Annotated in this window: 20 protein-coding genes, 6 tRNA genes and 1 pseudogene; 11 read left to right on the forward strand and 16 right to left on the reverse strand. The window is 70.7% G+C overall.

Features of this window, described 5'->3' with window-relative positions:
- Nucleotides 1-69: 69 nt before the first annotated feature.
- Entirely contained in the window at nucleotides 70-972 is a 903-nt protein-coding gene (locus PKE79_RS02425; protein ID WP_271172059.1) for a L,D-transpeptidase, read from the reverse strand.
- Between the two features lie 72 nt (nucleotides 973-1,044).
- Here PKE79_RS02425 and pdxY point away from each other — a divergent pair, with 72 nt between their 5' ends.
- Nucleotides 1,045-1,896 (forward strand): pyridoxal kinase PdxY, encoded by an 852-nt coding sequence (gene pdxY / locus PKE79_RS02430; protein WP_271172060.1) that lies wholly within the window; start codon nucleotides 1,045-1,047, stop codon nucleotides 1,894-1,896.
- A gap of 40 nt (nucleotides 1,897-1,936) precedes the next feature.
- Here pdxY and pdxT read toward each other — a convergent pair whose 3' ends face one another.
- Nucleotides 1,937-2,533 carry a pyridoxal 5'-phosphate synthase glutaminase subunit PdxT gene (gene pdxT / locus PKE79_RS02435; RefSeq protein WP_271172061.1) on the reverse strand — a complete coding sequence of 199 codons (597 nt, stop codon included), beginning with the start codon at nucleotides 2,531-2,533 and terminating at the stop codon, nucleotides 1,937-1,939.
- 2 nt (nucleotides 2,534-2,535) lie between these two features.
- Nucleotides 2,536-3,426: a pyridoxal 5'-phosphate synthase lyase subunit PdxS gene (pdxS, locus tag PKE79_RS02440; protein ID WP_271172062.1), complete on the reverse strand. Its 891-nt coding sequence runs from the start codon at nucleotides 3,424-3,426 to the stop codon at nucleotides 2,536-2,538.
- 102 nt (nucleotides 3,427-3,528) lie between these two features.
- Between pdxS and PKE79_RS02445 the strand changes: the two genes are divergently transcribed.
- A complete protein-coding gene (locus PKE79_RS02445; protein ID WP_271172063.1) occupies nucleotides 3,529-4,857 on the forward strand; it encodes an aminotransferase class I/II-fold pyridoxal phosphate-dependent enzyme in 1,329 nt (442 codons plus the stop codon).
- A 144-nt stretch (nucleotides 4,858-5,001) separates the two neighbouring features.
- On the opposite strand, the gene PKE79_RS02450 is transcribed toward PKE79_RS02445, so the two are convergent.
- The 7 genes from PKE79_RS02450 to PKE79_RS02480 all read right to left on the reverse strand — a co-directional run bounded on the left by PKE79_RS02450 (nucleotide 5,002) and on the right by PKE79_RS02480 (nucleotide 8,115).
- Nucleotides 5,002-5,574, reverse strand: a complete 573-nt coding sequence (locus tag PKE79_RS02450; protein WP_271172064.1) for an HIT family protein — start codon at nucleotides 5,572-5,574, stop codon at nucleotides 5,002-5,004.
- 1 nt (nucleotide 5,575) lies between these two features.
- Nucleotides 5,576-7,504 carry a threonine--tRNA ligase gene (thrS, locus tag PKE79_RS02455; RefSeq protein WP_271172192.1) on the reverse strand — a complete coding sequence of 643 codons (1,929 nt, stop codon included), beginning with the start codon at nucleotides 7,502-7,504 and terminating at the stop codon, nucleotides 5,576-5,578.
- A gap of 135 nt (nucleotides 7,505-7,639) precedes the next feature.
- Nucleotides 7,640-7,711: transfer RNA gene (locus tag PKE79_RS02460), tRNA-Val, on the reverse strand.
- A gap of 36 nt (nucleotides 7,712-7,747) precedes the next feature.
- Nucleotides 7,748-7,820 (reverse strand) — tRNA-Gly (locus PKE79_RS02465).
- A gap of 1 nt (nucleotide 7,821) precedes the next feature.
- A tRNA-Val gene (locus tag PKE79_RS02470) sits at nucleotides 7,822-7,893 on the reverse strand.
- 28 nt (nucleotides 7,894-7,921) lie between these two features.
- A tRNA-Cys gene (locus PKE79_RS02475) sits at nucleotides 7,922-7,992 on the reverse strand.
- Nucleotides 7,993-8,042: 50 nt separating this feature from the next.
- A tRNA-Gly gene (locus PKE79_RS02480) sits at nucleotides 8,043-8,115 on the reverse strand.
- Between the two features lie 197 nt (nucleotides 8,116-8,312).
- On the opposite strand from PKE79_RS02480, the gene PKE79_RS02485 reads away from it, so the two are divergent.
- From PKE79_RS02485 to PKE79_RS02495, 3 genes and pseudogenes are all read left to right on the forward strand, one after another.
- A tRNA-Val gene (locus PKE79_RS02485) sits at nucleotides 8,313-8,388 on the forward strand.
- Between the two features lie 115 nt (nucleotides 8,389-8,503).
- Nucleotides 8,504-8,819, forward strand: a pseudogene (locus PKE79_RS16675) (LbetaH domain-containing protein); the annotation flags it as partial.
- Nucleotides 8,806-8,928: a DUF2180 family protein gene (locus PKE79_RS02495; RefSeq protein WP_271172065.1), complete on the forward strand. Its 123-nt coding sequence runs from the start codon at nucleotides 8,806-8,808 to the stop codon at nucleotides 8,926-8,928. The pseudogene PKE79_RS16675 and the gene PKE79_RS02495, both read left to right, overlap by 14 nt.
- Nucleotides 8,929-8,973: 45 nt before the next feature.
- On the opposite strand, the gene PKE79_RS02500 is transcribed toward PKE79_RS02495, so the two are convergent.
- The 3 genes from PKE79_RS02500 to zapE all read right to left on the reverse strand — a co-directional run bounded on the left by PKE79_RS02500 (nucleotide 8,974) and on the right by zapE (nucleotide 12,096).
- Entirely contained in the window at nucleotides 8,974-9,426 is a 453-nt protein-coding gene (locus PKE79_RS02500; RefSeq protein ID WP_271172193.1) for a type II toxin-antitoxin system PemK/MazF family toxin, read from the reverse strand.
- A gap of 224 nt (nucleotides 9,427-9,650) precedes the next feature.
- Entirely contained in the window at nucleotides 9,651-10,880 is a 1,230-nt protein-coding gene (locus PKE79_RS02505; protein ID WP_271172066.1) for an ammonium transporter, read from the reverse strand.
- A gap of 193 nt (nucleotides 10,881-11,073) precedes the next feature.
- The gene (zapE, locus tag PKE79_RS02510) at nucleotides 11,074-12,096 is read right to left on the reverse strand and encodes a cell division protein ZapE (RefSeq protein WP_271172067.1); all 1,023 of its coding nucleotides are present in this window, start codon (nucleotides 12,094-12,096) and stop codon (nucleotides 11,074-11,076) included.
- Between the two features lie 111 nt (nucleotides 12,097-12,207).
- Here zapE and PKE79_RS02515 point away from each other — a divergent pair, with 111 nt between their 5' ends.
- Together PKE79_RS02515 and PKE79_RS02520 are read left to right on the forward strand one after the other, a co-directional pair.
- Nucleotides 12,208-13,113 carry a sulfurtransferase gene (locus PKE79_RS02515; protein ID WP_271172068.1) on the forward strand — a complete coding sequence of 302 codons (906 nt, stop codon included), beginning with the start codon at nucleotides 12,208-12,210 and terminating at the stop codon, nucleotides 13,111-13,113.
- Between the two features lie 10 nt (nucleotides 13,114-13,123).
- Nucleotides 13,124-13,561, forward strand: a complete 438-nt coding sequence (locus tag PKE79_RS02520) for a SufE family protein (RefSeq protein WP_271172069.1) — start codon at nucleotides 13,124-13,126, stop codon at nucleotides 13,559-13,561.
- 6 nt (nucleotides 13,562-13,567) lie between these two features.
- Here the strand turns inward: PKE79_RS02520 and PKE79_RS02525 are convergent, their stop codons facing one another.
- Nucleotides 13,568-14,773 carry an alpha/beta hydrolase family protein gene (locus PKE79_RS02525; protein ID WP_271172070.1) on the reverse strand — a complete coding sequence of 402 codons (1,206 nt, stop codon included), beginning with the start codon at nucleotides 14,771-14,773 and terminating at the stop codon, nucleotides 13,568-13,570.
- A 25-nt stretch (nucleotides 14,774-14,798) separates the two neighbouring features.
- Here PKE79_RS02525 and PKE79_RS02530 point away from each other — a divergent pair, with 25 nt between their 5' ends.
- The 4 genes from PKE79_RS02530 to PKE79_RS02545 all read left to right on the forward strand — a co-directional run bounded on the left by PKE79_RS02530 (nucleotide 14,799) and on the right by PKE79_RS02545 (nucleotide 20,011).
- Entirely contained in the window at nucleotides 14,799-15,374 is a 576-nt protein-coding gene (locus tag PKE79_RS02530) for a DUF3000 domain-containing protein (protein WP_271172071.1), read from the forward strand.
- Entirely contained in the window at nucleotides 15,371-16,585 is a 1,215-nt protein-coding gene (locus PKE79_RS02535; RefSeq protein ID WP_271172072.1) for a ribonuclease D, read from the forward strand. Before PKE79_RS02530 ends, PKE79_RS02535 begins: the two co-directional genes overlap by 4 nt.
- 73 nt (nucleotides 16,586-16,658) lie before the next feature.
- Nucleotides 16,659-17,867 (forward strand): thiolase family protein, encoded by a 1,209-nt coding sequence (locus PKE79_RS02540; protein WP_271172073.1) that lies wholly within the window; start codon nucleotides 16,659-16,661, stop codon nucleotides 17,865-17,867.
- 5 nt (nucleotides 17,868-17,872) lie between these two features.
- Complete coding sequence (locus PKE79_RS02545; protein WP_271172194.1) at nucleotides 17,873-20,011, forward strand: 3-hydroxyacyl-CoA dehydrogenase NAD-binding domain-containing protein; 2,139 nt, start codon at nucleotides 17,873-17,875, stop codon at nucleotides 20,009-20,011.
- A gap of 60 nt (nucleotides 20,012-20,071) precedes the next feature.
- Here PKE79_RS02545 and dxs read toward each other — a convergent pair whose 3' ends face one another.
- Together dxs and PKE79_RS02555 are read right to left on the reverse strand one after the other, a co-directional pair.
- Complete coding sequence (gene dxs, locus PKE79_RS02550; RefSeq protein WP_271172074.1) at nucleotides 20,072-22,033, reverse strand: 1-deoxy-D-xylulose-5-phosphate synthase; 1,962 nt, start codon at nucleotides 22,031-22,033, stop codon at nucleotides 20,072-20,074.
- Between the two features lie 125 nt (nucleotides 22,034-22,158).
- Nucleotides 22,159-25,041, reverse strand: a complete 2,883-nt coding sequence (locus PKE79_RS02555) for an aconitate hydratase (RefSeq protein WP_271172075.1) — start codon at nucleotides 25,039-25,041, stop codon at nucleotides 22,159-22,161.
- Between the last annotated feature and the right edge of the window lie 48 nt (nucleotides 25,042-25,089).

Consider the following 25,089-nt stretch of genomic DNA (forward strand, 5'->3'; position numbering starts at 1 on the left):
GCTGCGCGCGCCGTCCAGGACGATTCTATTCGCTCGCGCCGAACTGCTCGTGCGGGCGGCGCACGGCGCTCACTCGTGGATGTAGACGGGAGTCCCCGCGGGCAGCTCGGCCAGGCGCGCGATCGCCTCGCCGCCCAGGCGGATGCATCCGTTCGAGATGGGCCCCGACCGCACGTCGTGGTAGTGGAAGGCGGTCACCGCGACGCTCTGCCCGTCGAACCCGTCCAGCGTCGGCGACTGCGCCGACAGGTAGACGATCGGCAGCCCCGCCGTGTACGCCAGCTCCGGCACGGCCCGCGTGAGCATGATGAAGGAGCGCCCGAGAGGCGTGGGCGTCGCCGTCGTCCCCGACGCGAAGTCCGTCGCGACGCGCTCGGCGCCATCCGGCGTGACGATGTCGATTGTGCGGTCGCCGAGGTCGACCTCGACGCGCGCGGCGTTCGCGCTCAGCTCGACGTCGGCCATCCGCAGCCATCCCGCGACCTGGCGCGCGTCGCCCTGCGACGGCGTGCTCTGGCGCCCGACGAGGAGCACCTTGACCCAGTGCTCCTCTCGCTCGACGACCGGGACGACCGTGCCTTCGAAGGGCAGCTCGCGCGCGAGCGCCGCGACCGGCTCGCCCTCGGGATCCGCGAAGACCGGGGCGCCCTCGCCGAGCGGACGAGCGGACAGGGACGCGGTCTCGCCGTCGGGGTCGTCGTCCAGCGGGAGCTCGGGGATCACCGCGAAGACGTCGAGCGCCGGCAGCGCCCCGAGGTCGTACTCCTCGGTGTTCGCCGGATGCCCCGTGGGCGTCGGAGTCGGAGTCGGCGTGGGCGTCGGCGTCGTCGAGACCGACGCGGATGGCGTCGGCTGCGCGGCCGGCTCGGCCTGCGGCTGCAGAACGGACCAGAGGAACACCGCCACGAGGCCCAGCACCACGAGCCCGATCGCGCTCCACGCGATCGCGACCCCGCGTCGACGCCCGTCCACGGCTTCCCCCCTCGTCCGCGTCCATTCCACCACGCCGATCGGACGCGCGGGCGGCGATGAGATGATCTCAGGATGAAGATCCTCTCGATCCAGTCGGCCGTCGCGTACGGGCACGCCGGCAACTCCGCCGCCGTCTTCCCCATGCAGCGCATCGGCGTCGAGGTGCTCCCCGTCTACACGGTCAACTTCTCCAACCACACCGGCTACGGCGCGTGGCGGGGCCCGCTCATCCCGCCGGCCGACGTGGCCGAGGTCATCCGCGGCGTCGAGGAGCGCGGCGCCTTCGCGTCGCTGGACGCGGTGCTCTCGGGATACCAGGGCAGCGAGGGCATCGCCGATGTGATCATCGACGCCGTGGCACGCGTCAAGGAGGCCAATCCCGCAGCCGTCTACGCGTGCGACCCCGTCATGGGCAACGCGAAGTCGGGCTGCTTCGTCGCCCCGGCGATCCCCGACCTCCTGCGCGAGAAGGTCGTGCCCGTCGCCGACGTCATCACGCCCAATCAGTTCGAGCTGGGCTTCCTGACCGGCACGGCGCCCGACACGCTCGAGTCCACGGTCGCAGCGGCCGACGCCGCGCGCGACATGGGCCCCCGCACGGTGCTCGTCACCTCGGTCGAGCGCCCCGACCGGCCCGAGGGCACGATCGAGATGATGGTGGTCGACGACGACGGCGCGTGGGTCGTGCAGACGCCGCACCTCCCCATGAAGGCGAACGGCTCCGGCGACGTGACGGCCGCCCTCTTCACCTCGCACTATCTCGCGACGCGGTCCGCGCCCGATGCGCTCGCGCGCACCGCGTCGAGCGTCTTCGGCCTTCTCGAGCAGACGCTCGCCGCGGGCGACCGCGAGCTCCAGCTCGTGCAGGCGCAGGAGCACTTCGCGCATCCGCGACTCGAGTTCGCGGTTCGCCAGGTGCGCTGACGCCGCAGCGGCAGGGCCCGCCGTGCGGACCCTGCCGCGCTCAGGCCGCGCGCTGCACGCGAGCGAGGAAGCGGCGGTGCAGCCGCTCCTCCCCCGAGACCTCCGGGTGGAAGGAGATGCCGAGGAGGCCATCCTGCTCCACCGCGACCACGCGGCCGTCCGGGAGCGCAGCGATCGCCTCGGCGTGCGCGCCGACCTGCTCGACCACCGGCGCGCGGATGAACGTCGCGTGCACGGGAGGGGCGCCGAGGACCGGCGTCGACAGCTCCGTCTCGAACGACTCGACCTGTCCGCCGAACGCGTTCCTGCGCACGGTGACGTCGAGCCCGCCGAACGTCTGCTGACCCTCGATGCCGTCGCTGATCCGGTCGGCGAGCAGGATGAGCCCCGCGCACGTCCCGAATGCGGGCATCCCCGTGCGGATGGCCGCCACGAGGGGCTCGCGGACGTCGAAGGCGCGCGCGAGCTTGTCGATCACGCTCGACTCTCCACCGGGGAGGACGATGCCGTCGATCTCGTCGAGCTGCTCTGGCCGACGCACGCGCACGACGTGCGCGCCGAGGTGCTCGAGCACGGCGACGTGCTCGCGCACATCCCCCTGCAGCGCGAGCACCCCGACGCGCGGTGCGGCGGGCACGGCTACCAGCCGCGCTCGGCGAGGCGGTGCGGCGCCGGCAGGTCGGAGACGTTGATGCCGACCATGGCCTCGCCGAGGCCGCGCGACGCCTCTGCGACGACCTTGGGGTCGTCGTAGAACGTCGTGGCCTTGACGATCGCCGCCGCGCGCTTGGCCGGCTCGCCCGACTTGAAGATGCCGGAGCCGACGAAGACGCCGTCCGCGCCGAGCTGCATCATGAGGGCCGCGTCGGCGGGGGTCGCCACACCGCCGGCCGTGAAGAGCACGACCGGCAGCTTGCCCGTCTCCGCGATCTCCGCGACGAGCTCGTAGGGCGCCTGCAGCTCCTTGGCCGCGACGTAGAGCTCGTCCTTGGTCTTCGAGCGGAGCACGTTGATGTCGCTCGTGATCCGGCGGATGTGCTTGGTCGCCTCGGAGACGTCGCCCGTGCCGGCCTCGCCCTTCGAGCGGATCATCGCCGCGCCCTCGGTGATGCGGCGCAGTGCCTCGCCGAGGTTCGTCGCGCCGCACACGAACGGCACGGTGAATCCCCACTTGTCGATGTGGTTGACGTAGTCGGCCGGCGAGAGCACCTCGGACTCGTCGATGTAGTCGACGCCGAGCTCCTGCAGCACCTGCGCCTCGACGAAGTGCCCGATGCGCGCCTTCGCCATCACCGGGATCGAGACGGACGCGATGATCTCGTCGATGAGGTCGGGGTCGCTCATGCGGGCGACGCCACCCTGCGCGCGGATGTCTGCGGGCACGCGCTCGAGCGCCATGACGGCGACCGCTCCCGCGTCCTCGGCGATGCGCGCCTGCTCGGCCGTCACGACGTCCATGATGACGCCGCCCTTGAGCATCTCGGCGAGTCCGCGCTTGACGCGCCCGGTTCCAGTGGTGGCAGTGGCCACGGTGCTTCCTTTCACGTCGTCGCCGTCCGGCGACGGTCGGGTACATTCTGGTTTTTGACCTAGGTCAAACCGTAGCACGGTGCGGGCCGTAGACTCGGCGGAATGGAACAGGGCGTCATCGAGATCACGGGCCGCTCCGCGTCGGACATCGCCGACAGCGTGCGCGCCCTCCTCGAACGCGGCCGGCTCCGGCCCGGCGACGCCCTTCCCCCGGTCCGCTCGCTCGCCGAGCATCTCGGCGTGAACCGCAACACCGCCGTCGCCGCGTACCGTCAGCTCGCCCAGGCGGGGATCGTCCTCACGCAGGGGCGTGCGGGCACGCGGATCGCCGACCGCTCCCCCGTCGCTCAGGAGGGCTATGCGACCGACAGCGTGCTGCGCGACGTCGGGACGGGCAATCCCGATCCCGCTCTGATCCCCGACATGTCGCACGCGCTCGCCTCGCTCGCCGGCCGCCCGGTGCTCTATGGAGAGCCCGTCATCGACCGAGAGCTCGAGGAGCGCGCCCGCGCGTGGATGAGCCAGGACCTCGCACCGGCAGGCCCTCCGCGTCTCACGATCACGAGCGGCGCCGTCGACGCGGTCGAGCGCCTCCTCGCACAGGCCCTCATGCGCGACGACGCGGTCGCCCTCGAGGACCCGTGCTTCCTCGCGAGCATCCAGACCGTCCGACTCGGCGGCTACCGCGCGGTGCCCGTGCCGGTCGACGCCGAGGGGATGACGGTCGACGGACTGCGTCACGCGCTCGAGCAGGGGGTGCGCGCGATCGTCTGCACCCCGCGCGCGCAGAACCCGACCGGTGCCGGACTGTCACCCGCGCGCGCAGCGGACCTCCGCGCCGTGCTGTCCGACCATCCGTACGTCCTCGTGATCGAGGACGACCACTTCTCTCTCCTGTCGCGCAGGCCGTACCACTCGATCATCGGCCCCGCGCACCGGCGCTGGGCGCTCGTGCGCTCGGTCTCCAAGTTCCTCGGGCCCGACATGTGCCTCGCGGTGACCGCGTCCGACCCCGAGACGGCGGACCGTCTCGCGCTGCGGCTGAGCCCCGGGACGACGTGGGTCAGTCATCTCCTCCAGCGACTGACCGTCGCGCTCCTCACCGACCCGGTCGCGCTCGCGACCTTCGAGCGCGCCGGCGCGCACTACGCCGAGCGGAACGCGGCGTTCGCGCAGCGCCTGTCGCGCCACGGCATCGAGGTCGACGCCGGTGATGGGCTGAGCCTCTGGGTGCCGCTCCCGGCGCCGGCCCGCGCCGTCTCCGAGCAGCTCATGCGCCGCGGCTGGCTCGCGCGGACGGGTGACGACTTCGTGCTCGACGACGCCGCGACGCCGTCACACCACCTCCGTCTGACGGTGCACGGTCTCGCCGACGACGATGCCGAGGCGCTCGCCCGAGACCTTGCCGCCGCGTGCCGGGCAGCGCGCTGACCGGGGCTTGCGTTTCGACTCCTCGCTGGCGCTCGTCGCTCAACGACCGGGGGCGGCTCGCTGCGCTCGCTGAGTCGCGTTTCGACTCCTCGCTGGCGCTCGTCGCTCAACGACCGGGGGCGGCTCGCTGCGCTCGCTGCGTGTCTAGTGGTACTCGGGCCAGGCGCCGGCGATGGCCGAGCGGACCTCGCCGAGGAGCTGCGGGAGCGCCTTCGTCTTCGCGATGATCGGGAAGAAGTTCGCGTCGCTGGCCCAGCGGGGCACCACGTGCTGGTGGAGGTGCTCCTCGACGCCCGCGCCCGCGACGTGGCCCTGGTTCATCCCGATGTTGAACCCGTCGCACCGGGACACGGAGCGGAGCACGCGCATCGCCGTCTGCGTGAGATAGGCGATCTCGGCCGTCTCGTGCGGGTCCGCCTCGTCGTACAGGCCGATGTGGCGATACGGGCACACGAGCAGGTGCCCCGAGTTGTACGGGAAGAGGTTGAGCAGCACGAAGGCGTGCTCTCCCCTGTGCACGATGAGGGCGTCCTCGTCGCTCTTGCCCGGCGCCGCGCAGAACGGGCAGCCCGTGCCGCGGTTCGCGTCCGCGCCCGCGTTGATGTACGCCATCCGGTGCGGCGTCCAGAGTCGCTGGAACGCATCGGCCGACGACGGGAAGTCAGACGACGGCTCGAGGCGCGCGAACTCCTCGCGCGCCTCGTGCTCCTCGGTCATGTCAGAGGTCCTCGTCCGTCAGGATGAGCTTCTTCTCGGCGATCGCGCCCGTGACAAGGCGCACCGCCTCGTCGATCGGGACGCCGTTGCGCTGCGATCCGTCACGGAAGCGGAACGACACCGTGCCGGCCGAGCGGTCCTGCTCCCCCGCGATGAGGATGAGCGGAACCTTGCCGGTCGAGTGCGTCCGGATCTTCTTCTGCATGCGGTCGTCGGACCGATCGACCTCCACGCGCACGCCCTCGACCCGCAGGCGCTGGGCGACGTCCTCGAGGTAGGGCGCGAACTCATCGGCCACGGGCACGGCCACGACCTGCTGCGGCGCGAGCCAGACCGGGAAGTCGCCCGCGTAGTGCTCGAGGAGGATCGCGAAGAAGCGCTCGATCGAGCCGAACAGGGCTCGGTGGATCATGATCGGCCGCTGCTTCGACCCATCCGCCGCGGTGTACTCGAGGTCGAAGCGCTCCGGGAGGTTCGGGTCGACCTGGACGGTCGACAGCTGCCACACACGGCCGATCGCGTCGCGCGTCTTGAGGTCGATCTTGGGACCGTAGAACGCGGCCTCTCCGGGGACCTCGGTGAGCTTGAGCCCGCTCGCGACCGCGACATTGCGCAGCGCGTTCGTCGAGTACTCCCAGAACTCGTCCGAGCCGATCCACTTGGCCTTCTCGTCATCGCGCATCGACAGCTCGAGCTCGAAGTCGTCGAGGCCGAAGTCGCGCAGCATCGAGATGATGAACTCGAGCACCTTCGTCACCTCGGCCTCGAGCTGCTCGGGCGTCACGAAGAGGTGGGAGTCGTCCTGCGTGAAGCCGCGCACGCGCGTGAGGCCGTGCAGCGCGCCGGACAGCTCGTTGCGGTAGACCGTCCCGTTCTCCGCGAACCGCAGCGGGAGGTCGCGGTAGCTGCGCGCGCGCTCCTTGTAGATGAGGATGTGCATCGGGCAGTTCATGGGCTTCAGGTAGTAGTCCTGGCCCTGCTTCGTGATGTTGCCGTCCTCGTCGCGCTCCTCGTCCATGACGATCGGCGGGAACATCCCGTCCTTGTATGTGACGAGGTGGTTCGAGGTGAGGAACAGGTCCTCCTTCGAGATGTGCGGCGTGTAGACGTAGGTGTAGCCGCCCTCGATGTGGCGCCGACGCGCGTGCTGCTCCATCTCGCCGCGCACGATCCCTCCGCGCGGGTGCCAGACCGACAGGCCCGACCCGATCTCGTCGGGGAACGAGAAGAGGTCGAGCTCCTTGCCGAGCTTGCGGTGGTCGCGACGCGCGGCCTCGGCGAGGCGGTCCTGATAGGCCTTCAGGTCATCCTTGGTGGGCCACGCCGTGCCGTAGATGCGCTGGAGCTGCGGGTTCTTCTCGCTGCCGCGCCAGTACGCGCCCGCGACCCGCACGATGTCCCAGCCATTGCCGAGCAGGCGCGTGGAGGGCACGTGAGGGCCGCGGCAGAGGTCCTTCCACTGCGTCTCGCCGCTCTTCGCGTCGACGTTGTCGTAGATGGTCAGCTCGCCGGCGCCGACCTCGACGCTCGCCCCCTCCGCGGCCTCCTTCTTGCCGCCCTTGAGGCCGATGAGCTCGAGCTTGAACGGCTCGTCGGCGAGCTCGGCCTGCGCCTCCTCGTCTGTGACGACCCGGCGGACGAACCGCTGGCCCTCCTTGACGATGCGCTGCATCTCCTTCTTGATCGCCTTGAGGTCGTCGGGCGTGAACGGCTCGTCGACGCCAAAGTCGTAGTAGAAGCCGTCGGCGATGAACGGGCCGATGCCGAGCTTCGCGGCGGGGTTGATCTTCTGCACCGCCTGCGCGAGCACGTGCGCGGTGGAGTGGCGCAGGATGTTCAGCCCGTCGGGGCTGTCGATCGTCACCGGCTCCGTCGTCTGCGTCTCCGCGACCTCGGCTGCGAGGTCCTTCAGCTCACCGTCGACGCGCATGGCGACGACGTTCTTCTCGGGGTACAGGTCGAATCCGGTGGTCACTCGACCATCCTAGTTGCGCCGCCTCCGTGGGCTCGCACCGCGTGCACCCGAGAGAACGACGAAACCCCCGCCGAAGCGGGGGTTCTCGGGTGGGCGATACTGGGATCGAACCAGTGACCTCTTCCGTGTCAGGGAAGCGCGCTACCGCTGCGCCAATCGCCCAAAGGAACAGGGCCCCACGAGGGGGCCCTGTGCGCGAGCGGATGACGAGACTCGAACTCGCGACCCTCACCTTGGCAAGGTGATGCGCTACCAACTGCGCTACATCCGCGTGCGCGATACTGGGATCGAACCAGTGACCTCTTCCGTGTCAGGGAAGCGCGCTACCGCTGCGCCAATCGCGCTCATCAAGAGCTATTCAGTTGTCGAGCGAGGTGGCGACGGGATTCGAACCCGTGTAAACGGCTTTGCAGGCCGGTGCCTCGCCTCTCGGCCACGCCACCGCGGGGATCGAACCCACGTGCCTGGATCCCTTTCGGAACCCCTGCACTCGAGCGGATGACGAGACTCGAACTCGCGACCCTCACCTTGGCAAGGTGATGCGCTACCAACTGCGCTACATCCGCATTTCGCCCCCGGAGTCTCGCTCCGGGCACTTGCACCACTTTAGCCCACGTTCCACGACCGGCCAAACCACGACCCGGATCCGGGCGTGTCACCGACTGTTCACGTGCGACACGCGAGACGGGCGATCCGGTTCGCCTGCGCCGAGCCGATCCGGTATGCTCGACACCTGTGCCGCCGAGGCACGACAACTCCACATGGGCGATTGGCGCAGTTGGTAGCGCGCTTCCTTCACACGGAAGAGGTCATCAGTTCGAGTCTGGTATCGCCCACCATGAGAAGCCCCCGGTCCCGCCGGGGGCTTCGTCTTCTTCCCCGCCCGCGCGGTACGCGAGCAGGGCCGCGCGGTGACCGGCATCGCATGAGAGACCATTGCCCTCCCTCCGGAGCTTCCGGCCGCCGCTGAGCATCGACTACGGCGAGCGGCTCGTGATCGGCGACCGCACGTTCATCAACGCGGACTTCCTCGTCGTCGGAGGCGGGCTCGTGACGATCGGCAGCAGGGTGTGGCTCGGAGGCTCCGTCACGAACACCCCTGGCGACACGATCGGGGACGACGCCATCGTCGGGGGCGGGATCCGTCGTCCCCCGCGATATCCCCGCCGGCGTCGTCGCCGTCGGGAATCCGTGTCGCCCGGTTCGCGAGATCACGACCGCCCGGCGTGCGCCCGGCTCAGCTCAGGAGACGGCCGATGCGCTGTCATGACTGCGACGCCGTCGGCGTCGAGAACCTGGCACTCGCAGTCTGCACCGAATGCGGCGCCGGCCTGTGCTCGGCCCACGCGCGCGAGCTCACCACCGAGGTGCAGACCTGACCCTGGGAACCCGACGGCGCGCCGGCTCCGGTGCGGCGCGTGCGCCTACGCCCCCGTGCGCCAGCCGTAGCGGCGCACGAGCTCCTGAGCGACGCGCTCGAACCGTCGACGGTCGAGCTCTGCCGCCTCGCGCCGCATCCCGGCGACGTGGACGCTGTAGAGCTGGTCGAGGTCGACCCACGACTCGCGGCCCTGGGCATCCCACTCCCCGGAACCGATCGAGACGTACTCCCGGTCGCCGTCATGAGACTTGCTCGTGAGCTTCACGGCGTACGAGCGATCGGACGTGTGCCGGCCGATCACGAGGACGGGCCGATCCTTCCCGCGCCCGTCGTTCTCGGCGTACGGCACCCAGGTCCAGATGATCTCGCCGCCGTCGGGTGCCCCGTCGCGGTCGGGCGCATAGGTCAGGACGAGGTCGCGAACCGCGCGAGGGTCCACCTCCACGGTGTCCGCACCCGAGTGCGCGTCCGACGCCGCATGCGGGACCTCGCGCACCGTATCGCGCGCGGGGCGCGGCGCGGACGGAGCCCGGTCGGGGGCGGCCGCGCGGGTGCGCTCCTTCCGCCGGGGCCTGGTCGCCTGCGCGAGGACGTCGAGCGCGATGCCCGCGAGCGCCCCGAGGAATCCCTGTCTTGCCACGCGGTCACCCTACCGGCTCCCGCACGCGAGGACGCCCCCGGCCGCTCGGCCGGGGGCGTCCTGGGTCCGTGGTCGGAGGCTCAGCGGGCCTCGATCGCGTAGCCCTCCTCGCCGTGGATCACCGTGTCGACTCCGGCGATCTCGTCCTCGTTCTTGACGCGGAAACCGAGCGTCTTCTCGATCGCGAAGCCGAGCAGCCACGCGACGATGAAGGAGTACACGAGCACGGCCAGCGCCGAGATGACCTGCACGACCAGCTGCTCGATGCCGCCGCCGAGGAAGAGCCCCGTGCCGGTTGCGAAGAAGCCGAGGTAGATCGTGCCGATGATGCCGCCGACAAGGTGGATGCCGACGACGTCGAGCGAGTCGTCATACCCGAGCTTCCACTTGAGCTCGATCGCGAGCGCGCAGACGATGCCGACGACGAAGCCGAGCACAAGCGCCCAGCCGGGAGCGAGGTCGGCGCACGCGGGAGTGATCGCGACGAGTCCCGCGACCGCGCCGGACGCGGCTCCGACCGAGGTCGCCTTGCCGTCCTTCACCTTCTCGATGATCAGCCAGCCGATGATCGCCGCGGCGGTCGCACCCAGCGTGTTCAGGACGATGAGGCCCACGGTCGTCTCTCCGCCGAGGGCACCGGTGCCCTCAGCACCGGCGTTGAAGCCGAACCAGCCGAACCAGAGGATCGCGGCGCCGAGCATGACCAGGGGAACGTTGTGCGGCTTCTGGATGCCCTTCTGGAAGCCGATGCGCTTGCCGAGGACGAGCGAGAGCGCGAGCGCCGCCGCACCGGCGTTGATGTGCACGGCCGTGCCGCCCGCGTAGTCAATGACCTCGACGCCCGCTTCGGGGAAGAGGCTCGAGCCGAGGCTGTAGATCCAGCCGCCGCCCCAGACCCAGGCCGCGACGGGGAAGTAGACGAGAGTCGCCCAGATGCCGGCGAACACCATCCACGCGCCGAACTTCGCGCGGTCGGCGATCGCGCCCGAGATGAGGGCGACGGTGATGATCGCGAAGGTCGCACCGAACGCCGTCGCGAGCAGCGCGTCGCTGTCCTCGGCGATGCCCACCAGGCCGAAGTCGCTGAACGGGTTGCCGGCGAACGCCCAGGCGCTCTCGACGGCGCTCATGTTCGCGCCGTAGAGGATCCACAGCACGGCGACGAGGCCGAGCGCGCCGAAGCTCATCATCATCATGCTGATGACCGACTTCGCCTTGACGAGTCCGCCGTAGAAGAACGCCACGCCCGGCGTCATGAAGAGAACGAGGGCCGTGGCGGTGACGAGCCACGCGGTGTTTCCGCTATCCATGTGTTGCTCCAGATCGAGTGAGGGGACACCGGTGAGCAATCTGGTCGACGTGGTGCGCTCGACCGGGTGGACTCAGTGTCCCGACAGCGCGTTACCCGTCTGGTGCGGCTGGTGTTTCCGATGTGTTACGAGGATCGGCGTTCCGTAAACATCGTGTTTCGCCGCCCTGGGGAGGACCTCGGGCGGCAGCGCGTCACGCGTGCGTCGACGCGACGAGACGCGAGATCGCGCGGAGGTACTTCTTGCGGTAGCCCCCCGCGAGCATGTCGGCGCCGAACACGTCCTCGAGCGGTGCGCCCGTGGCGCGGATCGGCAGCTCGGCGTCGTAGACGCGGTCGACGAACGCGACGAAGCGCAGCGCCTCCGACTGGTCGGTGAGCTGGCGCACGTCGCGCAGACCCACGGCGCTGAGGCCGTCGATGAGGCGGATGTAGCGCGAGGGGTGCACGCGGGCGAGGTGCGAGATGAGCGCATCGAAGCCGTCGTCGGAGGCCGAGCCGCCCGCGCCCGCGAGCGCCGCGTCGTACTCCGCGTCGTCGAGGACGACGGCGTGCCCGTCGAGGGATCGCTGGCGGAAGTCGACGCCGTCGATCCTCAGGGTGCGGAAGCTGTCGGACATCGCGTGGATCTCGCGGAGGAAGTCCTGCGCGGCGAAGCGCCCCTCGCCGAGCGCGTTCGGCGGGGTGTTGCTCGTCGCCGCCAGACGCGTCCCCGACGCCACGAGCTCGCCGAGGAGCCGCGTCATCACCATCGTGTCGCCCGGGTCGTCGAGCTCGAACTCGTCGATGCACAGCAGCGCCGATCCGCGCAGCAGCTCGACCGTGTTCTTGTAGCCCAGCGCGCCGACGAGGGCGGTGTACTCGATGAACGAGCCGAAGTGCTTCCGCCGGGCGGGGACCGCGTGGTAGATCGCCGCGAGCAGGTGCGTCTTGCCGACGCCGAACCCGCCGTCGAGGTACACGCCGGGCTTGGTCTCCGGGAGCTTGGGCCTGCGCGAGAAGAGCCCGCCGCGCCGCGCGGGCTGGGCCCCCGTCGCGAACCGCTCGAGCTCCTCCTTCGCCTCCAGCTGCGAGGGATAGTCGGGGTCGACGCGGTACGACGCGAATGTCGCGTCGTCGAACTGCCGCGGCGGCACGAGGCTGGCGAGCATCTCCTCGCCGGACAGCTGCGGATGGCGGTCGGCGAGGTGGACGATCTCGGTCGCGGTGGAGGTCATGGGTCCTCAGATGTCTGTCGGTTACGCGCCCCGGCCGACGGGCCGAGCCGCACCGTGCTCGCGGGCCGTAGGCTCGAAGACGGGTCCCCACAACGATAACGAGGAGCAGCCATGGCCGTCGCACCGGATGAGTCGCAGGAGAAGTTCGCCGCGTACGCCGAGCCGTGGCGGCTGGTCTCGACCCAATGGCTTGAAGAGCACCGCGGCGAGCCGGGTCTCGTGGTCGTCGAGTCGGACGAGGACGTCCTCCTCTACGAGACCGGCCACATCCCGGGCGCCGTCAAGATCGACTGGCACACGGAGCTGAACGACCCGGTCGTGCGCGACTACCTGGACGGCGCGGGCTTCGCCGAGCTGCTCGGCCGCAAGGGCATCTCCCGTGACGACACGGTGGTGATCTACGGCGACAAGAGCAACTGGTGGGCCGCCTACGCCCTCTGGGTGTTCTCGCTCTTCGGGCACGAGGACGTCCGCCTCCTCGACGGAGGCCGCGATCGCTGGATCGCCGAGGGCCGTGAGCTCACGACCGAGCGCACGGTGCGGGCGGCCGTCGAGTATCCCGTCGTCGAGCGCGACGACGCCACGCTGCGCGCGTTCAAGGACGACGTCCTCGCGCATCTCGGCGCGGGTCCGCTCGTCGACGTGCGCTCCCCCGAGGAGTACACCGGCGAGCGCACGACCGCTCCCGCGTACCCCGAGGAGGGAGCGCTCCGCGCCGGCCACATCCCCACGGCCCGCAGCGTGCCGTGGGGGCGGGCCGTCGCGGAGGACGGCGGCTTCCGCCCGCGCGCCGAGCTCGAGGCGATCTACCGCGACGAGATCGGCCTGCAGGACGACGACGACATCGTCGCGTACTGCCGCATCGGCGAGCGCTCGAGCCACACGTGGTTCGTCCTCAAGCATCTCCTCGGCTTCCCGAAGGTCCGCAACTACGACGGCTCCTGGACCGAGTGGGGCAGCGCCGTCCGGGTGCCGATCGCGACGGGCGGCGAGCCAGGGGCGCTCACCGCGCAGTAGTCTGGGGCGGATGACCGACCACGCGCTCCCCGACGCCCTCGCGGAGATCCGCGACGAGTTCCTCGCGCTCGATGAGCCTGAGCGTCTCCAGCTCCTCCTCGAGTTCGCGAACGAGCTCCCGGAGATCCCCGCGCGCTACGCCGATCACCCGGAGCTCACCGAGCGCGTCGCGGAATGCCAGTCGCCCGTGTTCATCGTGCTCGAGGTCGACGCCGATCGTCGCGTCGCGATGCACGCCACCGCGCCCGCAGAGGCGCCCACGACGCGCGGCTTCGCGAGCATCCTCGCTCAGGGACTCACGGGCCTCACCGCCGACGAGGCCCTCGCGGTGCCCGATGACTTCCCGCAGACCCTCGGCCTCACCCGCGTCGTGTCGCCGCTGCGGATCTCGGGCATGACCGGGATGCTCCTGCGCGCCAAGCGGCAGATCCGCTCGCGTCTCGTCTGAGGCGGCTCAGGCCCCGCCGACGTCGGGCACGAGCGCCTGCGTGCGCAGCCAGGAGCGGATCGCGCTGTTCCAGCGGTGCTCGTCGAAGTTCCACAGCTTCGTGTGGCGCGCCGTGTGGAAGCGCTCGAGCGTCACGAGGTCGGGGCGCTCGGACGCGAGCCGGTGCGAGGCGTCGGACGGCACGAACCCGTCGTCGTCGCTGTGCAGGAGCAGGATCGGATGCCGCAGCTCCTCCGCGCGGGAGACGATGTCGAGGTCGTCGAGCGAGATCGGGTCGCCGTGGCGCACGACCCGCGACGTCCACTCCTGTCCGAGCGCGCCCATCGCGAGGCGGGTGAAGGGCGACGGGACGCGGAGCTCGCGCGCCTGGAATCCCAGCACGAGCCGCCAGTCCACGACGGGCGACTCCAGCATGACGCCCGCGATCGCGTCGGCGTGCGCCGAGTTGAGCGCGACCTGGAGGACGATCGCCCCGCCCATCGACCACCCCATCAGGACGATCCGGCGGGCTCCGCGCCGCAGCGCCCACGCGACGGCGGCGTCGACGTCGCGCCACTCGGTCGCGCCGAGACCGTACCGGCCCGAGCGGCTGCGCGGCGCCTCGCCGTCGTTCCGGTACGAGACGCACAGGACGGGGAGCCCCTCCTCATGGAGGACGGGAACCGCGCGGAGCACCTCGGCGCGGGTCGTCCCGCGCCCGTGGACCGCGACGACCCACGTGTCCGCATCCGGATCCTCGGCCGGGAAGTACCACGCGGGACAGGGCCCGACGGGGGCACCGATGAACTCGGTCGTGAACGGGAGGTGGAGCTCCTCGGCGCGCTCCCAGTACCAGCCGCTGAAGGCCGCGTACGGTCCGATCTGCGAGCTCGAGTCGACCTGCGTGAGCAGCTTCCTCCGCACGCGCTGCCCGTCCTCCGCGAGGACCGCGCCGAGCTTCAGGTAGTGCTCCGATCCGCCCGTGAAGAGCCCGTAGCGCCCGGGGAGGACCGTATCGGGCGTGCGCGAGAGCGTGATCGTCTGCGCGCCGGTGTCGAACCCGTGGACGGCGACGTCGGCCACGCGCGGGCCGGGCGTGACCGCCTTGCGCGCGATCCGCAGCGAGACGTAGGCGACGGCGCCCGCCACGCCGGCGAGCATGGCGGCGAGCACGGTGAGAGCGGAGCGGAGACCGATGAGGACCGGGGATGCGGCGCGCCTGGGGGTGTTCATGGCACCCTCACTCTAATCTGTCGACGTGACGGGAGATCGGGCGCGCTCAGACGCCTTCGCGGAGGCGGAGGCGGCCGTGCGCTCGGCGACGTTCCGGGGCGATCTCACCGTGCGCGACATCCCGTCGCCGCAGGGTCTGGCGCCCTTCAGCATCGCCCTCGCCGCCGATGTCCGACCCGACGACCACGGCGACTCGCCGTACGGGACCGGCCGGCTCATCCTGCTCCACGACCCCGACGGGCAGGAGTCATGGGGCGGCAGCTGGCGCATCGTGACGTTCGCCCAGGCTCCCCTCGAACCCGAGATCGGGACCGATCCGCTCCTCGCGGATGTCACCTGGTCGTGGCTCGTCGACGCGCTGGAGACCCGCGGGGCGCCGTACCACTCCCCCTCCGGCACCGCGACGAAGATCCTGTCGAAGGGGTTCGGGGCACTCGCCGCCGAGGGCGACGGCGCGCAGATCGAGCTGCGCGCCTCGTGGTCGCCCGTCGGATCGTTCCGCTCCCACGTCGAGGCCTGGGCCGAGCTCGTCTGCATGCTCGCCGGCCTCCCGCCGGGGTCGGAGGACATCGCCGTGTTCGGCGCCCGGAGGCCCAGATGACCGACCAGCAGCCGGCAGCGGACTTCCCCGTGATCGACGACCCCGCGGTCTTCGCCGAGGCTGTCGAGCGCCTGGCCGCGGGCACCGGCCCCGTGGCCGTCGACGTCGAGCGCGCCTCCGGATTCCGCTACTCGCAGCGCGCCTACCTCGTGCAGCTCTACCGCCGCGACGGCGGCGTCCTGCTCGTCGACCCGATCGCGGTTCCCGACGTGACGGCCATCCAGCGCCTCCTGGGCGACGAGGAGTGGGTGTTCCACGCGGCGAGCCAGGACCTGCCCTCCCTCCGCGAGCTGGGGCTCGATCCTCGGCGCATCTTCGACACGGAGCTCGCCGCCCGCCTCCTCGGCTGGGAGCGCGTCGGCCTCGGCGCCGTCGTCGAGGCCGCGCTCGGGATCGAGCTCGCGAAGGCGCACTCGGCCGCGGACTGGTCGACCCGGCCCCTCCCGCCCGCGTGGCTCGAGTACGCGGCGCTCGACGTCCTCCACCTCGTCGACGTGCGCGACCGGCTGAAGGACGAGCTCGAGGCGTCGGGCAAGGCCGAGTTCGCCCGTCAGGAGTTCGAGGCGACGCTCGCGCGCGAGCCGAAGGCGCCGCGCCCCGACCCGTGGCGGCGCCTGAGCGGATTGCACAAGGTGCGCGGCCGTCGCAATCTCGCGGTCGCTCGCGAGCTGTGGCGCGCGCGCGAGGAGCTCGCGCAGGCTCAGGACGTCTCGCCCGGTCGACTCGTGCCCGATCGCGCGCTCGTCGCCGCGGTGCTGGCCACGCCGCGCACGAAGCAGGCCCTCGCCGGCATCCGCGAGTTCACCGGCCGCGCGAGCCGGACCGAGCTCGACCGCTGGTGGAACGCGATCGTCGCCGGACGCGAGAGCGACGACCTCCCTGCCGAGCGGGTCCCGAGCGATGCGCTGCCGCCCCATCGGGCATGGGCCGACCGCAACCCCGAGGCCGACCAGCGGCTCAAGCAGGCTCGGCCCGACGTCGAGGCCAAGGCCGCCGAGCTGTCGATGCCCACGGAGAACCTCCTCACACCCGAGACGCTGCGCCGGGTGGCGTGGGAGCCGCCCGCCGTCGTGGATGCCGCCACGGTCGGCGACGCCCTCCGCGCGCAGGGAGCCCGCCCCTGGCAGATCGAGGCCACCGCTGACCTCATCGCCGCCGCGTTTGTGCGCGCCGCGCAAAGGCCCGGAGAGCAGGGCGATCCGGCTTCGTAGGTTCATCCCAATCGATGCGGAGACGCGCGCCCGCCCGTGCCTAGGCTGAGGTCAACTGACACAGGGAGGCAGAGTGGCCGAGCTTTCGGATGTCTACTTCGTCGATGGCGTGCGGACCCCGTTCGGGCGCGCCGGCGAGAAGGGCATGTACGCCAACACCCGAGCCGACGACCTCGTCGTCAAGGCGATGATCGGGCTCATGGAGCGCAACGGCGGCGTCCCCGCCGACAGGATCGACGACGTCGCCATCGCGGCCACGTCGCAGACAGGAGACCAGGGCCTGACCCTCGGCCGCACCGCGGCCATCCTCGCGGGACTCCCGCAGACCGTGCCGGGCCTCGCGATCGAGCGGATGTGCGCGGGCGCGATGACGGCGGTCACCACGATGGGCGCGTCGATCGGCGTCGGCATGTACGACCTCGCCATCGCGGGCGGAGTCGAGCACATGGGCCGGCACCCCATCGGGTCGAACGCCGATCCGAATCCGCGCTTCGTCGCCGAGAAGCTCGTCGATCCCGGCGCGCTCAACATGGGCGTCACCGCCGAGCGCATCCACGACCGGTTCCCGCACCTCACGAAGGAGCGCGCCGACCGCTTCGGCATGCTGAGCCAGCAGAAGGTTCAGGCGGCCTACGACGCCGGGCGCATCCAGCCCGATCTCGTCCCGGTCGCGGTGGCGCGCCCTGACGGAGCGTGGGCGCTCGCCACCGAGGACGAGGGACGCCGCCCCGAGACGACGATGGAGGGCCTCGCCTCCCTCAAGACGCCGTTCCGGCCGCACGGGCGCGTCACCGCAGGGACGTCGTCGCCGCTCACCGACGGCGCGACCGTGAGCCTGCTCGCCGGGTCGGCCGCGGTCAAGGAGCTCGGCCTCGCGCCCAAGATGCGGATGGTCTCCTTCGCGTTCGCGGGCGTCCAGCCGGAGATCATGGGCATCGGCCCCATCCCCTCGACCGAGAAGGCCCTCGCGAAGGCGGGGCTCACGATCGACGACATCGGCCTGTTCGAGCTCAACGAGGCCTTCGCGATCCAGGTGCTCTCGTTCCTCGACCACTTCGGGATCGCCGACGACGACCCGCGGGTCAACCCCTGGGGCGGCGCCATCGCGGTCGGGCATCCCCTCGCGGCGTCCGGCGTGCGACTCATGATCCAGCTCGCTGCGCAGTTCGCCGAGCACCCCGAGGTGCGCTACGGCCTCACCGCGATGTGCGTCGGGCTCGGTCAGGGCGGCAGCGTCGTGTGGGAGAACCCGCACTACACCGGCAAGAAGAAGCGGAAGTGAGCACGATGACCGACTACTCCTCCATCGACTTCTCCGGGCTCGAGGCGCTCACGGCCGACGAGGTCGTCACGCACTCCCTCGTCAGCGACATCCGCACGCGCGGGGGTCGCACGATCGCGCTCATCACGCTCCACAACGGGCGCGACCACAAGCGGCCGAACACGATCGGCCCGCGCACGCTCGCGGAGCTCGACGGCGTGCTCGAGACGCTGCGGGCGCGCGCCGCGGCCGGCGAGATCGATGCGGTGGCGATCACGGGCAAGCCCTACATCTTCGCCGCAGGGGCCGACCTGTCGCAGATCAGCGCTCTGCGCGAGCGGAAGGACGCGCTGCTCATCGCGCAGCAAGGCCACCACGTCCTCGGCAAGCTGTCTGACCTCGGCGTGCCGTCGTTCGCGTTCGTGAACGGGCTGGCGCTCGGCGGCGGGACGGAGATCGCCCTCAACTCCACCTACCGGACCGTCGACTCGTCGGCAGCCGCGATCGCGCTGCCCGAGGTGTTCCTCGGGCTCGTCCCCGGCTGGGGCGGCGCCTATCTCCTCCCGAACCTCATCGGGATCGAGAACGCGCTCGAGGTGGTCATCTCGAACCCGCTCAAGCAGAACCGCACGCTCAAGCCGCAGCAGGCGTTCGAGCTCGGCATCTTCGACGCGATCTTCCCGCCCGCGAACTACCTCGAGGACTCTCTCGCCTGGGCCGACGGCGTGCTCGCCGGGACGATCAAGGTCGAGCGCAGGAACGCTCCGGGAAAGATCGAGCGCCTGACGAAGTGGCCCGTCGCGATCAAGGTCGCGCGCGGGATGCTCGAGAGCCGCATCGGCACGGTCCCCCGCGCGCCCTACCGCGCGCTCGATCTGCTCGACAAGGCGCGCTCCGGCACCCGCGCCGAGGGGTTCGCGCGCGAGGACGAGGCGCTCGCCGACCTCATCGCGGGCGATCAGTTCGCCGCGTCGATGTACGCGTTCGACCTCGTGCAGAAGCGCGCGAAGCGGCCCGTGGGCGCCCCCGACCGCTCGCTCGCCCGCAAGGTCACGAAGGTCGGCGTCATCGGCGCGGGCCTCATGGCGAGCCAGTTCGCACTCCTGTTCCTGCGTCGGCTCGAGGTGCCCGTGCTCATCACCGACGTCGATCAGGCGCGTGTCGACAAGGGTCTCGCGTACATCCACGAGGAGATCGCGAAGCTCGAGCAGAAGGGGAGGCTGGACGGCGACGCCGCGAATCGCCTCCGCGCGCTCGTGCACGGCACGATCGACAAGGCCGAGTACGCGGACTGCGACTTCGTCATCGAGGCCGTGTTCGAGGAGACGAAGGTCAAGCAGGACGTCTTCGCCGAGATCGAGCGGATCGTCTCTCCCGAGGCGATCCTCGCGACGAACACGTCGTCGCTCTCGGTCGAGGAGATCGGCTCGGTGCTCGCGCACCCCGAGCGCCTCGTCGGCTTCCACTTCTTCAACCCGGTCGCGGTCATGCCGCTCATCGAGGTCGTCCGCACGCCGCAGGCGAGCGAGGAGGCGCTCGCGACGGCATACGCGGTCGCGAAGGACCTCCGCAAGAACGCGATCGGCTCGGCCGACGCTCCGGGCTTCATCGTCAACCGCCTGCTCGCGAAGGTCATGGGCGAGGCTGCACGCGCGATCGACGAGGGCACGCCGCTGATGACGGTCGAGCGCGCCTTCGCGCCCCTCGGCCTTCCGATGACGCCGTTCCAGCTCATCGACCTCGTCGGCTGGAAGGTCGCAGCCCACGTGCAGGACACGATGGTGTCGCACTTCCCCGACCGCTTCCACGCCTCGGCGAACCTGCACGCTCTCGCCGACCTGCCCCAGGCGGTCGAGAAGGACAGGTCCGGTCGGGTCACCGGCTGGACGAAGGACGCGCAGAAGGCGCTCTCGGTCGGCTCCTCCCCTGTCTCCGAGCAGGAGATCCTCCGTCGTGTCGAGGACGAGCTCGCGCGCGAGATCCGGATCATGCTCGACGAGGGCGTCGTCCCCGAGGTCGAGGACATCGACCTCGCGCTCATCCTGGGCGCCGGATGGCCGTTCATCGACGGCGGCGCCTCGGTCTACCTCGACCGCGTCGGCGCATCCGAGCGCGTGTTCGGCGGCACGTTCCACGATCCCGTGATCCGCGGCGTCGACGCCTGAGACGGCCAGCGAGGCGACGACAGCGGGGCGCACCGACACGGTGCGCCCCGCTGTCGCGTCTCAGGAGCTGTTCGCGATGCGGCCGATCTGTCCGGTCACGGTCGGGACGCCGCGGCCGTCCTTCTCTGGCCGCGCGACCGGCACGCGGGTGCCGAGCACCTGCGCGACGACGTCCTGGGCGATCTTCGCGGGTGTGAGGCCCGCATCCGCGAGCACCTGATCGCGCGAGGCGTGGTCGATGAAGGCGTCAGGAAGGCCCAGCTCGTCCACCGCGGTGTCGACGCCCGCCTCGCGCAGCACCTGGCGCACGCGCGTCCCGATGCCGCCGACGCGGATGCCGTCCTCGAGGGTGATGACCAGTCGGTGTCGCGAGGCGAGCTCGACGATCGACGCGGGAACCGGGACGACCCACCGCGGGTCGACGACGGTGGCGCCGATGCCCTGTGCCCTGAGCCGCCGTGCGACGTCGAGCGCGGTCTCGGCGAAGGTGCCGATCGCGACGATGAGGACGTCCTCCTCGCCACCGCGCGCGAGCACGTCGACGCCGTCGGCGAGGCGCTCGAGCGCGGGGATCTCCTCGCCCACCGCCCCCTTCGGGAAGCGGACCACGGTGGGCGCGTCATCGACCGCGACGGCCTCGCGCAGCTCCTCGCGCAGCCGCTCCCCATCGCGGGGCGCGGCGAGGCGGATGTGCGGGACGATGTGCAGGAGCGCGAGGTCCCACATGCCGTGGTGGCTCGGCCCGTCGGGGCCGGTGACGCCTGCGCGGTCGAGGACGAACGTCACCCCGGCGCGGTGCAGGGCGACGTCCATGAGGACCTGGTCGAACGCGCGGTTCACGAAGGTCGAGTACAGGGCCACGACGGGGTGCAGGCCGCCGTAGGCGAGCCCCGCGGCTGACGCGACCGCGTGCTGCTCGGCGATCCCGACGTCGTACACGCGATCGGGGAACCGCTCGGCGAACGGAGCGAGTCCCGTCGGCCGCAGCATCGCGGCCGTGATCGCGATCACCTCGGGGCGCTCCTCACCCACCTGCACGAGCTCCTCGGCGAACACCTCGGTCCAGCCGCGGCCAGCGGACGCGCCGATCGGATCGCCCGTCGCGGGGTCGATGCGCCCGACGGCATGGAACTGGTCGGCCTGGTCGTCGAGGGCGGGCTGGTACCCGCGCCCCTTCTCCGTGATCGCGTGCACGATCACGGGCGCGCCGAACGCCTTCGCGAGCTCGAGCGTCTCGATGAGCGCAGGCAGGTCGTGGCCGTCGACCGGGCCGAGGTACTTGATGTCGAGCTGCGAGTACAGCTGGCTGTTGTTCGTGAGACGCGACAGGAAGCCGTGGGTCCCCCCGCGCACGCCGCGATACAGTGCGCGGCCGGCCGCGCCGAACTTGCCCGCGAGCCGACCGGACTTCTCGCCGAGGTCGCGGTACACCTCGCCCGTGCGCACGCGGTTCAGGTAGCGGGCCATGCCGCCGATGGTCGGCGCATACGACCGGCCGTTGTCGTTCACGACGATGACGAGGTTGCGCTCGTTGTCGTCGGTGATGTTGTTGAGCGCCTCCCAGGTCATGCCGCCCGTGAGCGCGCCGTCGCCGACGACGGCCACGACATGCCGATCGCTGCGGCCCGTGCGCTGGAACGCGCGGGAGATGCCGTCCGCCCAGCTCAGCGAGCTCGACGCATGGGAGGACTCGACGACGTCGTGCTCGCTCTCCGAGCGCTGCGGGTAGCCCGCGAGGCCGCCTCGGGAGCGGAGACCGGAGAAGTCCTGCCGACCGGTCAGGAGCTTGTGCACGTAGGACTGGTGCCCTGTGTCCCAGATGATCGGGTCGCTCGGGGAGTCGAAGACGCGATGCAGCGCGATCGTCAGCTCCACGACGCCGAGGTTCGGTCCGAGGTGGCCGCCGGTGCGCGCGACGTTCTCGATGAGGAAGGCGCGCACCTCCTCCGCGAGCGTCGCGAGCTCATCGTGCGAGAGCGCGTCGAGGTCGCGGGGCCCCCGGATGCGGTCGAGCAGAGTCATGCTCCGAGCCTACGCCGGGCACCTGGGAGACGGCGCGCGACGGGCCCGGCGACGACGACGGGCCCGGCGACGACGACGGCCCCGGGATCGCCTCCCGGGGCCGTCGATGCGCGCGACGCGATGCGTCAGACGAGGCTGCGCAGCACGTACTGCAGGATGCCGCCGTTGCGGTAGTAGTCGGCCTCACCGGGGGTGTCGATGCGGACGACCGCGTCGAACTCCACCGTCTCCTTGCCGGGAGCGGAGTGCTCGCTCGGCGCGGCGGTGACCTTCACGGTCTTCGGCGTGACGCCCTCGTTGAGCTGCTCGAGACCCTCGATCGAGACGATCTCGGTGCCGTCGAGACCGAGCGACTCCCAGCTCTCGCCGGCGGGGAACTGCAGCGGGACGACGCCCATGCCGATGAGGTTCGAGCGGTGGATGCGCTCGAAGCTCTCCGTGATCACGGCCTTCACGCCGAGCAGGCGCGTGCCCTTGGCCGCCCAGTCGCGCGACGATCCGGAGCCGTACTCCTTGCCGCCGAAGATGACCAGCGGCGTGCCCTGGGCCTGGTAGTTCTGGCTCGCGTCGTAGATGAACGACTGCGGACCCTCGGGCTGCGTGAAGTCGCGCGTGTAGCCGCCCTCGATCTGCTGGCCGTCGTTGACCGCCTTCACGAGCGCGTTCTTCAGGCGGATGTTCGCGAACGTGCCCCGGATCATCACCTCGTGGTTGCCACGGCGCGAGCCGTACGAGTTGAAGTCGCGCTGCGCGACGCCGTGCTCGGTCAGGTACTGCGCGGCCGGCGTGCCGGCCTTGATGTTGCCCGCGGGGCTGATGTGGTCGGTCGTCACGGAGTCGCCGAGCGTCGCGAGCACGCGAGCGCCGGTGATGTCCTCGACCGGCGTGAGCTCCATCGTCATGCCGTCGAAGTACGGAGCCTTGCGCACGTACGTCGAGCTCTCGTCCCACTCGAAGACCGGGCCGGTCGGAGTGGGCAGGTTCTTCCAGCGCTCGTCGCCGTCGAACACGGTGGCGTACTGCTTGATGAACTGCTCGCGGGAGATCGACGAGTCGATGATCTCCTGCACCTCGTCGGGCGAGGGCCACACGTCCTTGAGGAAGACGTCGTCGCCGTTCTCGTCCTTGCCGAGCGGGTCGGTCTCGAAGTCGAAGTTCATCGAGCCGGCCAGAGCGTAGGCCACCACGAGCGGCGGGCTCGCGAGGTAGTTCATCTTCACGTCGGGGCTGATGCGGCCCTCGAAGTTGCGGTTGCCCGAGAGGACGGCCGTGACGGCCAGGTCGTTCTCGTTGATCGCCGCGGAGACCTCCTCGATGAGCGGTCCCGAGTTGCCGATGCAGATCGTGCAGCCGTAGCCGACGGTGTAGAAGCCGAGGCCCTCGAGGTCCTTGTCGAGGCCCGACTTCTCGTAGTAGTCCGTCACGACCTTCGAGCCGGGGCCCAGCGTCGTCTTCACCCACGGCTTGCGCGTGAGGCCCTTCTCGCGCGCCTTGCGGGCGAGAAGGCCTGCGGCGATCATGACCGACGGATTCGAGGTGTTGGTGCACGACGTGATGGCGGCCAGGGTGACCGCGCCGTTGTCGAGGAGGTACGACTCGCCCTCGGGCGTGGTCACCTTCACCGGCTGCGACGCCGCGTGCCGCTCGCCGCTCGCGAGCAGGCCCGCCGCCGCGTGCTCGGCGTGCGCCGCGTGCTGCTCCTCGTGCTGGTGCGACACGCCGTTGGCGGGCACGTGCTCGTGCTCCACGCCGGGGGTGCTGCCGGGGTCGGACGCCGGGAAGGTGCCCTCGACCTCGACCGTGTCCTCGGGGAGCGAGGCGTAGTTGAGGATGTCCTTCTGGAACTGCGGCTTGGCCTCCGACAGCAGGATGCGGTCCTGCGGGCGCTTCGGACCCGCGATCGAGGGCACGACGGTGCCGAGGTCGAGCTCCATGTACTCGCTGAAGACGAGCTCGCGCGACGGGTCGTGCCAGAGGTGCTGCTCCTTGGCGTACGCCTCGACCAGGGCGACCGTCTGCTCGTCGCGCCCGGTGAGGCGCAGGTAGTCGAGCGTGACGTCGTCGATCGGGAACATGGCCGCCGTCGAGCCGAACTCGGGGCTCATGTTGCCGATGGTGGCGCGGTTGGCCAGCGGCACCGAGGCGACGCCCTCGCCGTAGAACTCGACGAACTTGCCCACCACGCCGTGCTTGCGCAGCATGTCGGTGATCGTGAGCACGACGTCGGTCGCGGTCACGCCGGCGGGGATGTCGCCCGTGAGCTTGAAGCCCACGACGCGCGGGATGAGCATCGACACCGGCTGGCCGAGCATGGCGGCCTCGGCCTCGATGCCGCCGACGCCCCAGCCCAGCACGCCGAGGCCGTTGACCATGGTGGTGTGCGAGTCGGTGCCGACGCAGGTGTCGGGGTACGCGCGCAGCACGCCGTCGACGGTGCGGTCGTAGACGACCTTCGCCAGGTGCTCGATGTTCACCTGGTGGACGATGCCGGTACCGGGGGGAACGACCTTGAAGTCCTGGAACGCGGTCTGGCCCCAGCGGAGGAACTGGTAGCGCTCGCCGTTGCGCTCGTACTCGATCTCGACGTTGCGCTCGAGGGCGTTCTCGGTGCCGAAGAGGTCGGCGATGACCGAGTGGTCGATGACCATCTCGGCGGGCGAGAGCGGGTTGATCCTGTCGGGGTCGCCGCCGAGGGCCGTGACGGCCTCGCGCATGGTCGCGAGGTCGACGATGCAGGGCACGCCCGTGAAGTCCTGCATCACGACGCGAGCCGGCGTGAACTGGATCTCCGTGTTCGGCTCGGCATTCGGGTCCCACGAGCCCAGGGCGCTGATCTGCTCCTTGGTGATGTTCGCGCCGTCCTCGGTGCGAAGCAGGTTCTCGAGGAGGACCTTGAGGCTGAAGGGGAGCTTCTCGAAGCCGGCGACCGCGTCGAGGCGGAAGATCTCGTAGTCGGTGCTGCCGACCGTCAGGGTGCTCTTCGCACCGAAGCTGTTCACCGTGGACACGGGCTGTCTCCTCCTGGTCGACCGCGCACTTACGCCCCCATCATGCTC

This window comes from Microbacterium barkeri, assembly GCF_027921765.1.
In the GTDB taxonomy this organism is placed as follows: domain Bacteria; phylum Actinomycetota; class Actinomycetes; order Actinomycetales; family Microbacteriaceae; genus Microbacterium; species Microbacterium barkeri.